We start from the raw sequence: 14,212 nt of genomic DNA, 5'->3' as shown, positions 1-14,212 counted from the left end.
GCTGGCGAAAGTTTAGTTCTACATAGTATTGTAAAAATGGCGAGTTTAAAGTTCACGCAGAAAATATCTTCAAAATACTCCGCAATTACTTTTTATATCGTTATTTTTCTTAATTTAGACTGTTTGAAAAAGCATCGGCTCCTCTTGGCAACTCTTGAACATTTTGTTCTTCGAAAGCCTGCACTTCGCAAAGCCTTTTTCCGTTAGCTGTAATTTTTAAATAACGTCACTTTTGAATCAAATCTCCATACAAAACATCAGTAGTAGTAAACTTTTAAAGACATTAAACTGTCCTTTTTACCAAATTTTAGTATTTAATGGTTCTGCTAAGTTTGAAATAAATTTAGTTCAGTACGGATGTTCTGGCTGTACAATATTATTCTTGACACCTTATCAGCAATTCAGATGGCTAGATTCTAATGAAACAGAATTGAAAATGATTCAATTTCACGGCGATTATTATTGTATTGAATATCATAAAAATATGATTTCGTGCAACGGAATTCTATTCAATAATATTTACGAAAAACCTTTTTTAAAAATCAATAAATCCTATTATTATGAAATTGTAAATACAATTGAAAAAATGGATAATGAGATTCAAAATGAAACAGTAAGCCCATTTACGGATTCGATTGTTAAATCCTATTTGCAATTAATCTTGTCCATATCTAGTAAAGAAAAATCTAAATATCTAGTTAGTTTGAAGCCAAATGAATTGCCGAATAAAGACTTAGTTTATTTTCAAGATTTGGTAGAAAAGCATTACAAAACTGAAAGAAGTATGGCATTTTATGCGTCTGAATTTTCGTTATCAACTGATGCTTTCAGCAAAAAAATAAAGAAACAGTTTTCAAAATCACCTTCACAATTGGTTAATGAACGTGTAATTCTAGAAGCTAAAAAATTACTTCATCTCACTTATAAATCAATTAAAGAAATTGCTCAAGAATTGAATTTTGAGGATGAGTTCTATTTCAGTCGCTATTTTAAAAAGAATGTTGGCATCTCTCCTAGTTCATACAGAAAAAATGTAGGCATTTCCATCGTGGCAAAATAGTCTAGGTTATTCACTGATTTGTCTATTCTTATTGCGCCACGAGTGGTCTAAATTTGCTAACATCATTAATTTATACAAAATGAAAAGTTTAGCATTTTTTTTAGCGTCACAACAATCCAATTTTATCAATTTAATTCGTATTTCCATCTTTGTTGTAATGGCTTGGATCGGAGGATTAAAAGCGTTTCATTACGAAGCAGAAGGGATTGTTCCGTTTGTTACCAATAGTCCATTGATGAGTTTTTTCTACAACAATTCGGACAAAACTGCATTAAATGAAAAAGGAGAAAGCGTTGCTGAATATACTTTGCATAAAAATCCTGAAGGAAAAACCGTTCAGAAAAATATAGATTGGCATCACGAAAATGGAACCTATTTATTTTCTTATGGTTTAGGTACTGTAATTTGCATCATTGGTTTATTTGTATTATTAGGCATTTGGTTTCCTAAAATCGGTATGATTGGAGGTCTTTTAACCTTTGGGATGTCCTTAGTTACATTATCCTTCCTTATCACCACTCCAGAAGTTTATGTTCCCAATTTAGGAGGAGATTTTCCTACGCCACAATTTGGCTTCCCGTTCCTTTCTGGTGCAGGACGACTAGTTTTAAAGGATATTATTATGTTAGCCGGAGGATTAATTATTGCATCAGATAGTGCAAGAAAATTAACAAAAAACTACAGCTAATAATAGCCAAAGCTTCGTTGGGTTTGAAAAACCAATAATGAATCAAAAAATCATCGAACCAAAATAAATAATAAAAAACACTGAGATAAACTCCGGTTGAACGGAAGCTTCGGCAGCTTTTTTCAACATTATGGGTTTATCGACGAAGAATTTTAAAAATATACCGGAGACTTCGAGAAGAGTCTCTTTTTTTGAGGTCACTGAAAAACTAAATTTCAGTGACCTCGAAATCATGAGACCTTTTTTTATGTAAATTAAATTAAAAACAAGAAAATGAAATTATATAACAACAAAATAACTATTAGAATTACCTCTCTACCGGAAGAGATACTTCTGTATACCAAACTGTTAGCCTTTCCCATTTCGGGAAAACTTTCTTTTATGCCTGAAAATTAATTATCAACTCAATAAAAAATTAAAAAAACAATGTATTTCAACGACGAAACAGTCATTTATTTAAACGGAAAATTTGTAAAGGTCACCGAATATTGGGACAACCAGAGTCCAGCTTATTGTTTATAATATCTCTACAAATTTCAGTTAGTTAAATTCAGACAATTGTAAGCTAATTTGGGATCTTACTTTATTGTAATGCTCATATTCGGAACAACGATATCACCAGTGGAACCCGTATATCTTTGAGCATATATTTCTATATAATCATTAGTTGAAAGTTCTGCTGTACCATTAATCGGAACTACAACGATATCATTTGTAGCAGAACCTCTTCCGTAGATTTTTGTCTGACTCAGAACTGTACCGTTTTTTGCGATATAAATTATGTAAGTTCCTGCTGCAGGTACCTGAAAAGAAACTGATCCTGTTATTTGAAATATTCTCTTATTTTTCCCAACATATTTTAATCTGTTCGGCACACCATCTGTTGCAAATCTAAATAAGTTTAAAGATGTCGAAACAGAGCTTGTCGTTCCAATTTTTACAATATTACTTGGATTACTTGTATTAAAACTTACACCTATACCCGATCCAACAGCGTAATCAACGGAAAAATCACCAACAGCATTATTATCAGATTCGGTTGGAATTCCTGACGATCTTACAATCCAGTTGTTTGTAAAATTATAACCGGTATATGTGCCTGTTGTGTAAGGCTTCACGTAACCTGCTGTATTGGTTCCTGTGAAAACAACAGATTCCAGAATTCCGCTATTAACCGTTAGACCAGATGTTGATACATCAAAACCTGTTGCTGATGCGCTTTCTACGTGGGAAAATCCACCTTGTTTTTCAATCAAAGTAAATGTTCCTGTAAATTTTTCATAGGTACCGGAGTTATTGCTAAACCAACCTAAATTACTTAGTAGCAGCTGAGATATATTGTTGTAGGTAATTCCGTTCGTATTTCCCGCAAATTGGACAATGCTCAGGAATACTAAACCGAATCCCGAAATTGTACCTACAGAATTAGAACCGCTAACAACAGCATCTCTAAATATAAGATTTTGCGTCGCTGTTGCATTGAGATTAAAAACACTTCCTCCAGTTGCTCGTAGTGTAAGATTTCTAATACTGCCACCGGTAGAACCTTCAAAAATATTCCCTGATGCACGAGTTATTATGTCATCATTGGTGTCTAAGCCTTGTATATAAGAATTGTTGAGATCAATGGGAAAATCAAACTGAACCTGTCCATTGATTTCGTATAATGTATTGGAGTTCATCACATAGCGTGTTCCTCCACCAGCGGCTAATTCAGAAGCCAGAACAGTGGACAAAACATCGGTTGACTTGATGCGCTTAAAATTTGATCTCCCTGAAACACTGCTATTAATAGGTGACCACGATGAAGTAGAACTTACGTAATAATAGAAAAGTTTTGATGTCGTATCATAGACCATTAATCCGTCTGCAGGCGCTGTTATTGCCAGTCTCTGAGTTGTAGTCATCCTAGGAGCTAAAAATCCTCTATTCGTTGAATTTAAGTCCAATAAAGAACTTGCGTCTGGAGTTGTTGTATTGATTCCCACTTGGGAAGTTACTAACATACTGAATGCTAAACACATACCTAGAAATAATTTCCTGTATAAATCAAAGATAAAACTCATATTCATAACAAATAAAAAATTAATAATTTAACAATTATTTATAGTTTGCACAACTTTTTATCGGTAAAAATTAATCATAAATAAATATTTACTTTTTATTTATGAAAATATTAAATAATGTTTTCAAATATATAAAAAATTTTCTTATTAGAATAAATTGGACTTTTTTTCCAGAAATTGTAGCACGTGATCTTGCACAAGTTTCTCTTCTCAAGGCATTTTCTGTAATTTATGAATTCTTTCCTGCTGTGTAGCTATTTGAGATTACCCTTCTCATTAAGACTCTTTTCTCCAAATTTCAGATTATTTTTTAACGATTTATAAAGCATTGTTACTTAAATATTGAGTTCTCTTCCTATTTATAAAATGTTAAATTGTCGTGACTCCATTGAATTTTTTTTTTATAAGTCGTATTAGAGATTTTATATGTTAAAATCAATATTATACCTAATTATAACTGGAAGCTAAAGTATTACATCCGCTAACTTGATTATTTCTATGGTAAATCCGCCGAAGATTTATGTCAATATTTAATTGGCAAAACAGCGGTTTAAAGTGCTAGTTGAAAATTTTTAGCTTAATATTTTCTCAATGCCAATTTTATTAGCTTTTTTTCTTAATTTACCATATAGAAATTGGCTTTTAATATGTGTAGCCTGCCGAAACTTTAGTTTTCAATTTTCGGTCATTTTGCAATGCCCAAACTTTTATGTACAAAAACTAAACAATTTATCATCCAACCCTTAGCAAACGATTTTTGAAATAGAAATTTAATATATTTACAATGCCTAATGTTTTTAAGACATTAATTTTATGGATATTATAAACTTTCCTGAACATTTATTTGATAATAACTACACAGAGACTCCAGACCTGCAAATTGCTAACTACGAGGCGTATAAACATGTTTCCAAAAATAAAATTAATCTAAACAAAAATGTATTCAGTTTTTTGTTGGACGGACAAAAGGACATTCACTTTTCTAATGACATCGTTTCGATAGATCATACACAAGCCTTGCTCCTTGCATCGGGAAATTTTCTAACAACAGAACTTATTGGGGCAAATAGTTACAGCTGCCTACTCTTTTTCTTTTCTCAGAAAAACATTAATGATTTTTTATTGAAATATGGGCATATATCTAATACAAATGACTTAAATAAAACAACGACCAGTAGTCCCTATTTCCTTATACAAAAAGACAATTTTATTATTCATTTTATTAATTCCATTCAACAAATTTATGGCTTAAATCAAACTATCTCTCAAAAGATTCTGGAATTGAAATTTGAAGAAATTATGCTGTATCTGGCTGATAAGTATGGGCAAAGTTTTTTTGTTTATCTACATTCATTACTAATCAATGAAAGAGAATTATCTTTTAAAATGGTCATAGAAAAAAATCTGTACACGAGTTTGAATATTGACGAGGTCGCATTTCTATGTAATATGAGTCTGTCAACTTTTAAGCGAAAATTTTTACAATTATATCAAGAGTCTCCAGGAAAATGGTTTCAGCTAAAACGGCTCAACAAAGCCAAAAAATTATTGCTTAATAATGAAGCGACACCATCCGAAATCTATATGGACTTTGGTTATGACAGCTTATCAAATTTTAGCACAGCTTTTAAAAATGAATTTGGTTACAGTCCAAAAAACATTATGAAAACTTGACCTTTTTTCATAAGTTTTTGAGCTAAATAAAAAAGCACCACAAGTTTAAAGATGCTACATTTGTTAAAACAAAATTGGTTTAATTTAAAAATAAAAAAAATGAAAAAACTAGGATTATTAGTTCGACTAGAAGCAAAAGCAGGTAAAGAAAAAGATGTTGAAGATTTTATTACAAGTGCATTGCCACTTGCTAATGAAGAAGCAGGTACTGTTACCTGGTATGCGTTCCGTATTGACGCTTCTACATTTGGAATTTTTGATACTTTTTCAGATGAAGAAGGCAGAGAAGCTCATCTTGGTGGCAAGATTGCAAAAGCGTTAATGGAAAATGCACCTGAATTGTTGGCTACTCAACCTTCTATTGAGAAAATAGATGTGTTAGCAGCTAAATAAACAAAGCACAAGTATTCTAAAATGGAAGCCTGTCAGAGTTCTTTAAATGAATTTCGACAGGCTTTCTTTTTTGCAAAATAGCTTGATAATAAATTCAGATTAGGCTGACGCAGAAGCTCTGCATATAAAACTAATTTTGAAGAAAAAACATTAATCTAAAACTTAAACAAACTCTTGACAAAAGCTTTGTTCAGATATTTATCCAATGGATAGATTTTAAGGAAATGATTACCGATAAAAAGCAATATCAAAACGACTGCTGGTTTATAAAATAGATTGAGAATATTCAGCTTCAAATCCGGAAGAAGAATAGCGACGTTGATGGAGATACAGCCTAAAATCATCGCATACATCATCTCAATTCCCAAAGGAAAAACTTTGAATTTGATATAATTGAAAACGATTTTGATAATATTAAACAACGACAGAGAAATCGCATAAGCAATTGCAATTCCTAAGATTCCCAAATCTGTATGTTTCAGGAAAAGCATATTGGTTGTGATGGTCAAAACTGCTAAAATCAGCATCACCACAATATTGAATTTGTAATATCTGGAAAGGGAAATAATATGTCCGTTGAATCCAGTTGCCAAGTCAAACAACATCGCAAATCCTAGAACCCAAACAATAGGTTCCGAGGAACGCAGATCTTCTCCATTCTTCATAAAGTCTGCTAAATAAGGAAATCCAACAGCAATGCAACAAAATAAAACCAAACCAAGAAAAAACAAACTGAGCGAGGTTTTCTTGTGAAATCTGTCCAACTCATTGTAATCTCCATTTGCCAAAACCTTATTAATAATCGGTGCTGAAAGGTTGAACAATCCCATCTGTGGAACGACAATCAAAGAGATAATCGAATAAATATTATTGTAAATTCCGTTTTCCTGAAAACTGATGAACTCACCAATCATATAACTGTCGATTTTAATCGCGATATAATTTCCGATATTTCCCAAAAATCCAAAAAGACTATAAGTCAAAATCTCGCGATAAAGATTGTCTTTTTTGAAATAGGCTAAATCAAAATCGAACCTGACTTTTTCCAGTCTATTGGTATAAAGTCCATACCCGAAAAGAGAAATAACGAACATCATAAAGAAAAATCCGTAAGCAGACTTCTCCGCAAATCCCATAAAAAAGAAAAGACAAAAGGCACCAAGATTGGCCAACTTCGGAACAAAATTTTCGAAAATATTGGGAACTACTACCCTTTTATAATTCGTCAAAAATTTATTAAAAACTGATGATAAAGCCAGAACCAAAGCCAATGGCAGAATTAGATTTTTCATTTTCCAAACTTCCAGTTTTTTGAAGTCAGGGAACCAATAAGCGATGAGGAAAAATCCGCCTACAACAATTAAAAAATTAATAATAACTGCGAGCAAAGACAAGCTCAACATATTATGGTGTTTTCCGTCTGCATTTACTTTCGCAAAGAATTTGACGTTGGAAAAACTTAATCCAAAAACAATGATTGGAACTATGATCTCGGCAGTTGGCAAGATGTAACGGAGCTTTCCATAGAACTCCATATCGTATGGAAAAATAAAAATAGCTGAAAAAGTTCCCAGCAAAAAGCCGAGATAGCCAATTATCGAATATTTTACACCTTGTCTTGCTACGACGCTCATTTGTTATAATTGATGGTTGATAATTGATTTTCTTCCCTTGGGGTTGGGGAAATAAATTAATTTTTTATTGGCAAAAATATGATATTATTGATGTAATCTTTGTAATTCTTCACATTATCAGGATTCTGTTGATTGAGGAATTCTTCTGTAAGAAGTTTTGGTTTCAAAGTTTCTCTATCAAGATAATTGACGGAATAGTCCCAATCTGCGATCTCGGAAATCAGAGTCCAAAGATTTTCTTTGTGATGGCGCTGTTCCATCTCTACCATTAGAATTGGTTTATACTTATGGATTGTTTGCTTTGCACCTCGCAAAGTTTGCATCTCGTTTCCTTCTACATCAATTTTGATAAAACTGAGATTTTTCAGATTGAGATTTAAATCATCTAAAGGTTTCACTTCTACTTTCTGAAGAATTGTTTTTTCTTCATTTTTTTCTTTGATAGATGTTTGCAAAGTTCCTCGCGTATGAACTCTTTCACCATTAATAACAGGAATTTTGAATTCAGCAACTGTAGAAGTATCAGACAAAGCGACAGAAGACAAATGGACTTTTGGAAATAATCGCTTTAATCTTTTGAACAATTGTGGATTCGGTTCAAAAGCAAAGATATTTTCTAGATTAAGATGATTTTCTAAAGTATAAAGATAAGCACCAACATTGGCACCAACATCTATAAACACTGAATCTTTTCCCAAAACTTCTTTTATCCAAAGAAACTCAGGCTCTACTTTTCTCTCCAAAAGATTTTGAGCAGTCAAACCCTTCAGTTTTTTGAAAAATCTACTTTTGTAATAAGACGGCGAAATGTACTGTAAATTCTCAGCAAGTTGACTATAAACACTCATCGATTTTTGTCATAAAGAAAAGAACGACAAAGAAAAGGCATTTATTTTACAAATCATAAAATTTTGTTAAGAGAATAAATTTTTAGGAGCTATAAAACGCAAAAATTTTTCATTCAGGTTGAAAACATTTTAAGGCTTGCAAAGGCGCTTTGCTTAGATAAGAAAACTGATTTCACAACAAAGCCTCTCGAGAATAAAATTCCCCCAAAAAGTTAGATACTTTTTAGGGGAATTTTTATATTTTGAATTGAATTTCGAATTAAGAATTCATCAAATCTTCTATTTCTTCCACAGTAATTGGAATATTTCCCATCAAATTAAATGGTTTTCCAGAAGACTGAATCACATAATCGTCCTCCAATCTTACACCTAATCCTTCTGCCGGAATATAGAATCCTGGTTCATTGGTGAAAACCATATTCTCTACAAAATCATCGGTTAGGATTCCGTAATCGTGCGTATCCAATCCCATATGATGAGAAGTTCCGTGCATCATAAACTTCTTGTAAGCTGGCCATTTTGGATCTTCGTTTTGAACATCAGCTTTATCAATCAATCCCAATTGTAGCAATTCTGAAGTATAAACCTCGCCCATTTCTTTATGGAATCTGTACCAGTTATTTCCGGCAACCAATCTATCTTCTGCTTCAACTTTACATCTTAAAACAGAATTGTAAATTTCCTTCTGTCTTTCTGAATATTTTCCACTCACTGGAATTGTTCTGGTCAAATCACTAGAGTAATTCGCATATTCTGCCCCAACATCCAAAAGAATCAAATCACCTTCTTTGCATTGCATATTGTTAGCAATATAATGAAGAACATTTGCATTATTTCCACTTGCGATGATTGGTGTGTAAGCAAAACCTTTGCTTCTGTTTCTTACAAACTCGTGGATTAATTCAGCTTCGATTTCGTATTCCCAAACATTTGGTTTGATGAAGTTCAATAATCTTCTGATTCCTTTTTCCGTGATGTTACAAGCATTCTGAATCAATGCTAATTCTTCCGGTTCTTTAATACTTCTCAAACGTTGAAGAATAGGATTGCTTCTTTTATAATTGTGCATCGGGAAATCTGCTTGTACTTTTTTGATAAAACGGTCTTCTCTAAGTTCCGTTTCTACAGAATTTCTGTAATGTTCATTCTTATTCAGATAAACATTTTCTGCTTCATACATTAAACTTTTGAAGACTTTATCAAAATCACTCAACCAATAAACCGTTTTGATTCCCGAAGTTTCAAAAGCTTGATTTTTATCTAATTTTTCACCTTCCCAAACCGCAATGTGGTCGTTGGTCTCTCTTAAAAATAATATCTCACGATTTTCTTCCAAATAAGCATCAGGAAAAATCACCAAAATACTTTCTTCCTGATCTACTCCACTCAGATAAAAAATATCACGATGCTGCTGAAAAGGCATTGTAGAATCTGCGCTTATCGGATAAATATCATTAGAATTGAAAACGGCTAAAGATTTTGGTAACAATTGTTCTGCAAACTTCTTTCTGTTTTTCACAAAAAGAGAACTTGGAATTTGTTCGTATTTTGTTGTCATTATAAAATGGATTTTTTTACAATTTCCTATCAAATAAGAAATCAATTAAAGTGACCCAAATTTACAAAACATAGCTGTGCAAAGGAGAAACTAATCCTTAAATTTTTCATAAAATCCAATTTAACATAATATATATAGCAATTTTACATATATTTGGGATGCAATACGCTCTAAATGAAACTAAAATACCGTGTAATACTTGTTTTTTCTTTAATTATTCTAAGTTTTCTAAGCTATAAGTTGAGCTCGGAAAAAGTTATTTCTGATATAAAATTGCCCAAACTCGACCTTAATTATAATCTCCAGAAAGATATTATTTACAAAAATACATCTGAAAAAAAACCATTAAAGCTGGACATTTATCAGCCTAAGAATCTTACTACCAAATCTCCTGTTGTTCTCTTCATCCACGGTGGCGCTTGGGTTATAGGTAATAAAGAAATTGTTGCTCAAAATTACAGAGAGTATATTTTAAAAGAACTTGTTGATAATAATTATACCGTGATTAGTATCAATTTTACGAATATTAATAATGAAACTCATCTGGACAAAACTTTGCAGGATTGTAAAGATGCTCTAGAATGGATCAAAGATAATTCTGAAGAATATCAACTTGATAACAATAATATTGGTATTTGGGGAGCATCTTCCGGTGCCCATATTGCAATGTTAACCGCTTACAATCAACAAAACTATATCAATCCCGAATTTCCAAAACTGAAATATGTTGTAAACTTTTTCGGACCATCTGACCTTAATAAACTTTTCAAAACTGATGCTAATAAGTTGATTTTAAAAGCTTTCCAAATGTCTTATCCAAAAACTTACAACATAAGAAAACAAAAAATAAAGCAGTTGACAGGCTTTGACATCAATACTCAAAAAGAAGAAGCCATCAAGAAAAGTAAAGAATTTTCTCCAATCACTTACATCACAAAACAGACTGTGCCAACTTTGATTTTTCATGGTACCAGCGATAGGATTGTGGATATTTCACAATCTCAAATGTTGGCGGATGCTTTAGAAAAAAACAAAGTTTATCATCAATATTTTGTTTTGGACAACGCTAAACATGCTTTTAGCAATATCAATTTGGATGAAGCGAAAGATGTTGCAAAAAAAACTTTAGAATTCATAAAATCGCAGACCAAATATGTGCAATAATTGGTTTAAATATTTTCTCTTTAGAAAATCAATATTTTTATTTTCAGTTTTGATGACTGTGATTTTGAATGCTCAGATTACTTTTAAAATTATAGAACTCCCCAAGAATACAACTCAAAATTTGAAATTGTTTTTGGCTTCTAATCTTAACAATTGGAACCCGAATGATGATCAATTTGAGTTCAAGAAAGATTCTGAAGGCTCGTTTATTTTAACGATTCCTACTCCGTCTCAGAAAGTAGAATATAAAATCACACAAGGCAATTGGGAAACAGCAGAGGATTCTCCAAACCGCACTTTACAAGTTTCTAATTCTTCAAAAACTATTGAACTAAAAATCCAAAACTGGTCTCAACCAAAAGAGAAAAAACATACAACAACTTCTAATGTCAAAATCCTAAGTGAGAATTTTAAAATTCTGCAACTTAATACGACGAGAAAAATCTGGATTTATCTTCCACCCGATTATGAAAAATCCAACAAAAATTATCCTGTGATTTATATGCACGATGGACAAAATCTTTTTGATGAATTCACAAGTTTTTCCGGTGAATGGGGCGTTGATGAAACACTGAACGAAATTTTCTCAGAAACTGGAGAATCTGCAATCGTTATCGGGATTGATAATGGCAGAGAAACCCGATTGGCAGAATATTCGCCTTGGAATAATGATAAATATAAGACCAAAGGCGAAGGTGATTTGTATCTGGAATTTCTTACGAAAACTTTGAAACCTTACATCGATAAAACCTACAGAACTCAGAAACAAGCTTCTAAAACTTTGATTATGGGAAGTTCTATGGGTGGTTTGATTTCGTTTTATGCTTCGGTAAAATATCCGACAGTTTTCGGAAAAGCTGGAATTTTCAGTCCCGCGTTTTGGTTTGTTTCAAAGGATTTGAAGACTTATTTAAACAAAAATCAGAGCAATCTCAAGAATTCTAAATTCTATTTTGTAGCCGGAAAAAATGAAGATGAAACCATGGTTTCGGAAATCGAAACTGTGAATCAATCATTATTAAAGAAATCCGTTCCGGAAAAAAATATCGTTATGAAAATAGATGCAGATGGAACACATTCTGAAAATTATTGGAAACGAGAGTTGAAGCAATCTTTGATTTGGTTGTTGAAATTGTAAATCGTCAGCAAAAAGTGGACATCAGATGTTAATAAGTTTAGAATGATCTCTTTTCACCTCACAACGCAAACAACCTAGAATATACTCCATAAAATATTTTTGCGCATCAAAGGCTTTGGTCAAAGGATGAAGTTCAATTTTGTCGCTTCTAATAATAGTTCCACGATAAGCGATACAGTAATAAGCAAATATTTTATTATCAGACTCTTCCACAGGTGTTGCATAACCGGTTGTAGCAACCGACCAGTCCGAATCGAATAACAAAGCAACGTTAAGCGCCATCATTTCACTAATGTTTCTAGAGACACAATTGGTAGCTTTGGCTTCATCAAAATCAATATTCAAATGTTTGACTTTTTCGTCAAATGTATAAGCCGTAATTCCACCTTTGAAGAATTTTATAGCCTCAGACATTTGAGAAAACGCTAGTTGCAAAAAACCTGAGGTTACGCTTTCTGCTATAGAAATAGTCTCGTTTTTTTCTTTCAGATTATAACTGATCTTGTCCAATAGTATTTTAGAAAATTCCATAAGTTAATTTTTTAAATGTTATGGGAGAAAAGAACCTTACAGCTTCGGTCCAACAATGTTATTCTATTTGATTCTAATGATGGGCATTAAGATATTTTTCGAAATAATGAAAATCCTGAACTTTCGATATTAAATGATAGAACATTACTTCTTTAGGTTCCTGAACTCCGATATGTTCAGAACTATCGAAATAAGCGATAAAAGAATGGATGTCTTTTGGTTTTTCATTCTTCAGAACTACGAAAAGCAGGAAAATTTCATTTTCTATTTCTTTCGCATAAATCGTGGAACCTGGTTCAAATTTCTGACTTTTATTGATCAATTTTTTAAAGTCATAATCTTGTAATGATTTTAATACTTTTTCAATATTCATTTTGATAGTTTTATGATTTGAAACAAACCAAAGCTACACAAACCGACAGTCATCATTATATGATTTGAATCATAAACCGTTTGAAAATTATTTTAAATCCTATAAATTTTCAATTCTAAAAGTTGGTTTTAAGTTTGTATAGTACACCATAATCACCCAATCCAAAAATTAATATTATGATAATTGCTGAAGAACTCTTGCTTTCTTATGGTGCAAAAATTGAAGCTTTTAACGCTGGCGATATTATTTTTCATGAGTCCGAAAAACCCAAATATTATTACCAAATCATATCCGGAAGAATAAAACTAAACCATTACAACGAAGAAGGAAAAGAACTGATTCTTGCCATTTTACACCACGGTCTTAGCGTGTGCGAATTGTTGCTTTTCATTGATAAAACTTATCCTGTCAATGCCATTGTTTTTGAAGCCAGCGAAGTTATTAAGCTTTCTAAAAGCAAGTTTATAAAAATGCTGGATGAAAATCCAGACATCTCGAGAGATCTCAATAAATTCTTATCAGAAAGACTGTATCAGAAATTCATAATGTTGGAAAATAATTCATCATTACATCCAGATGTTCGTCTTTTAGGGGTTTTCGATTATCATAAAAGTTTTTCTCCCGACACAGATCGATTTTCCTTTGAGATTCCTTTAACCAGACAGCAATTAGCTTCATTAACAGGTCTAAGAGTAGAAACTGTAATCCGAACAATTAAAACATTAGAAAAGCAAAATGTGGTAAAAATTGTGCAAGGAAAAATATATTATTGATTAGAAATTAATATTTAGAAATTAATATAAAAATAATACGTTTTTTGATTTTGACAGTATTGTTTTTTTCCATCTGTTTCAAGGGTGTGATTTTGGTCTCTGCACAGAAACCTATAAGACTTGCCAATGGGATCTGAAAAGAAAAAGACGCCTGGTCTTTTTGAAAACTTTTCAAATAATTCATCAGAGCTTTTAATTTTGTCGAAGTACTCTGAGTAGGAAAAAATCTGCCCTATCAAAAATTAGAAGAACATCGTCCCCAAAAGATTTAGAGTTCGATTTTGATGATGTCATAGAAACCCACTCGAAAGA

At 32.1% G+C, this 14,212-nt stretch carries 13 protein-coding genes; 7 read left to right on the top strand and 6 right to left on the bottom strand.

Going from position 1 to position 14,212, the window contains the following annotated elements:
• The first annotated feature begins 436 nt into the window (after nucleotides 1–436).
• Both V7P73_RS06350 and V7P73_RS06345 read left to right on the top strand, forming a co-directional pair.
• Nucleotides 437–1,060, top strand: coding sequence for a helix-turn-helix domain-containing protein (locus V7P73_RS06350; RefSeq protein ID WP_333852086.1), 624 nt, complete (start codon nucleotides 437–439; stop codon nucleotides 1,058–1,060).
• Between the two features lie 79 nt (nucleotides 1,061–1,139).
• Nucleotides 1,140–1,748, top strand: a complete 609-nt coding sequence (locus tag V7P73_RS06345; RefSeq protein WP_333852085.1) for a DUF417 family protein — start codon at nucleotides 1,140–1,142, stop codon at nucleotides 1,746–1,748.
• Nucleotides 1,749–2,326: 578 nt separating this feature from the next.
• Here the strand turns inward: V7P73_RS06345 and V7P73_RS06340 are convergent.
• Nucleotides 2,327–3,814: a hypothetical protein gene (locus V7P73_RS06340; protein WP_333852084.1), complete on the bottom strand. Its 1,488-nt coding sequence runs from the start codon at nucleotides 3,812–3,814 to the stop codon at nucleotides 2,327–2,329.
• A gap of 813 nt (nucleotides 3,815–4,627) precedes the next feature.
• Between V7P73_RS06340 and V7P73_RS06335 the strand changes: the two genes are divergently transcribed.
• Together V7P73_RS06335 and V7P73_RS06330 are read left to right on the top strand one after the other, a co-directional pair.
• Nucleotides 4,628–5,488 carry a helix-turn-helix domain-containing protein gene (locus tag V7P73_RS06335; protein WP_333852083.1) on the top strand — a complete coding sequence of 287 codons (861 nt, stop codon included), beginning with the start codon at nucleotides 4,628–4,630 and terminating at the stop codon, nucleotides 5,486–5,488.
• Nucleotides 5,489–5,587: 99 nt separating this feature from the next.
• Nucleotides 5,588–5,881 carry a putative quinol monooxygenase gene (locus V7P73_RS06330; protein WP_333852082.1) on the top strand — a complete coding sequence of 98 codons (294 nt, stop codon included), beginning with the start codon at nucleotides 5,588–5,590 and terminating at the stop codon, nucleotides 5,879–5,881.
• Between the two features lie 155 nt (nucleotides 5,882–6,036).
• On the opposite strand, the gene V7P73_RS06325 is transcribed toward V7P73_RS06330, so the two are convergent.
• The 3 genes from V7P73_RS06325 to V7P73_RS06315 form a co-directional block, all read right to left on the bottom strand.
• Nucleotides 6,037–7,515: a lipopolysaccharide biosynthesis protein gene (locus V7P73_RS06325; protein ID WP_333852081.1), complete on the bottom strand. Its 1,479-nt coding sequence runs from the start codon at nucleotides 7,513–7,515 to the stop codon at nucleotides 6,037–6,039.
• Nucleotides 7,516–7,571: 56 nt separating this feature from the next.
• Nucleotides 7,572–8,363, bottom strand: coding sequence for an FkbM family methyltransferase (locus tag V7P73_RS06320; RefSeq protein ID WP_333852080.1), 792 nt, complete (start codon nucleotides 8,361–8,363; stop codon nucleotides 7,572–7,574).
• Nucleotides 8,364–8,622: 259 nt separating this feature from the next.
• A complete protein-coding gene (locus tag V7P73_RS06315) occupies nucleotides 8,623–9,921 on the bottom strand; it encodes an aminopeptidase P family protein (RefSeq protein ID WP_333852079.1) in 1,299 nt (432 codons plus the stop codon).
• Nucleotides 9,922–10,095: 174 nt separating this feature from the next.
• On the opposite strand from V7P73_RS06315, the gene V7P73_RS06310 reads away from it, so the two are divergent.
• Both V7P73_RS06310 and V7P73_RS06305 read left to right on the top strand, forming a co-directional pair.
• Nucleotides 10,096–11,085 carry an alpha/beta hydrolase gene (locus V7P73_RS06310; protein WP_333852078.1) on the top strand — a complete coding sequence of 330 codons (990 nt, stop codon included), beginning with the start codon at nucleotides 10,096–10,098 and terminating at the stop codon, nucleotides 11,083–11,085.
• A 121-nt stretch (nucleotides 11,086–11,206) separates the two neighbouring features.
• Nucleotides 11,207–12,223: an alpha/beta hydrolase gene (locus V7P73_RS06305; protein ID WP_333852077.1), complete on the top strand. Its 1,017-nt coding sequence runs from the start codon at nucleotides 11,207–11,209 to the stop codon at nucleotides 12,221–12,223.
• 21 nt (nucleotides 12,224–12,244) lie between these two features.
• Here the strand turns inward: V7P73_RS06305 and V7P73_RS06300 are convergent, their stop codons facing one another.
• Nucleotides 12,245–12,754, bottom strand: coding sequence for a CinA family protein (locus V7P73_RS06300; RefSeq protein ID WP_333852076.1), 510 nt, complete (start codon nucleotides 12,752–12,754; stop codon nucleotides 12,245–12,247).
• A 73-nt stretch (nucleotides 12,755–12,827) separates the two neighbouring features.
• Complete coding sequence (locus V7P73_RS06295) at nucleotides 12,828–13,127, bottom strand: hypothetical protein (RefSeq protein ID WP_333852075.1); 300 nt, start codon at nucleotides 13,125–13,127, stop codon at nucleotides 12,828–12,830.
• A gap of 176 nt (nucleotides 13,128–13,303) precedes the next feature.
• Between V7P73_RS06295 and V7P73_RS06290 the strand changes: the two genes are divergently transcribed.
• On the top strand, nucleotides 13,304–13,900 hold the full coding sequence (locus tag V7P73_RS06290) for a Crp/Fnr family transcriptional regulator (protein WP_333852074.1): 597 nt from the start codon (nucleotides 13,304–13,306) through the stop codon (nucleotides 13,898–13,900).
• Nucleotides 13,901–14,212: the final 312 nt, after the last annotated feature.

Source organism: Epilithonimonas sp. (assembly GCF_036780765.1).
Taxonomy (GTDB): Bacteria; Bacteroidota; Bacteroidia; order Flavobacteriales; family Weeksellaceae; genus Epilithonimonas.
This window is presented reverse-complemented; position numbering and strand designations above follow the sequence as displayed.

Bases quoted from the DNA above. Each gene is read 5' to 3' on its own strand.
- V7P73_RS06335 (WP_333852083.1), top strand. From the start codon at position 4,628: ATGGATATTATAAACTTTCCTGAACATTTATTTGATAATAACTACACA.
- V7P73_RS06300 (WP_333852076.1), bottom strand. From the start codon at position 12,754: ATGGAATTTTCTAAAATACTATTGGACAAGATCAGTTATAATCTGAAA.
- V7P73_RS06350 (WP_333852086.1), top strand. From the start codon at position 437: ATGATTCAATTTCACGGCGATTATTATTGTATTGAATATCATAAAAAT.
- V7P73_RS06340 (WP_333852084.1), bottom strand. From the start codon at position 3,814: ATGAGTTTTATCTTTGATTTATACAGGAAATTATTTCTAGGTATGTGT.
- V7P73_RS06315 (WP_333852079.1), bottom strand. From the start codon at position 9,921: ATGACAACAAAATACGAACAAATTCCAAGTTCTCTTTTTGTGAAAAAC.
- V7P73_RS06295 (WP_333852075.1), bottom strand. From the start codon at position 13,127: ATGAATATTGAAAAAGTATTAAAATCATTACAAGATTATGACTTTAAA.
- V7P73_RS06320 (WP_333852080.1), bottom strand. From the start codon at position 8,363: ATGAGTGTTTATAGTCAACTTGCTGAGAATTTACAGTACATTTCGCCG.
- V7P73_RS06310 (WP_333852078.1), top strand. From the start codon at position 10,096: ATGAAACTAAAATACCGTGTAATACTTGTTTTTTCTTTAATTATTCTA.
- V7P73_RS06325 (WP_333852081.1), bottom strand. From the start codon at position 7,515: ATGAGCGTCGTAGCAAGACAAGGTGTAAAATATTCGATAATTGGCTAT.
- V7P73_RS06290 (WP_333852074.1), top strand. From the start codon at position 13,304: ATGATAATTGCTGAAGAACTCTTGCTTTCTTATGGTGCAAAAATTGAA.
- V7P73_RS06345 (WP_333852085.1), top strand. From the start codon at position 1,140: ATGAAAAGTTTAGCATTTTTTTTAGCGTCACAACAATCCAATTTTATC.
- V7P73_RS06330 (WP_333852082.1), top strand. From the start codon at position 5,588: ATGAAAAAACTAGGATTATTAGTTCGACTAGAAGCAAAAGCAGGTAAA.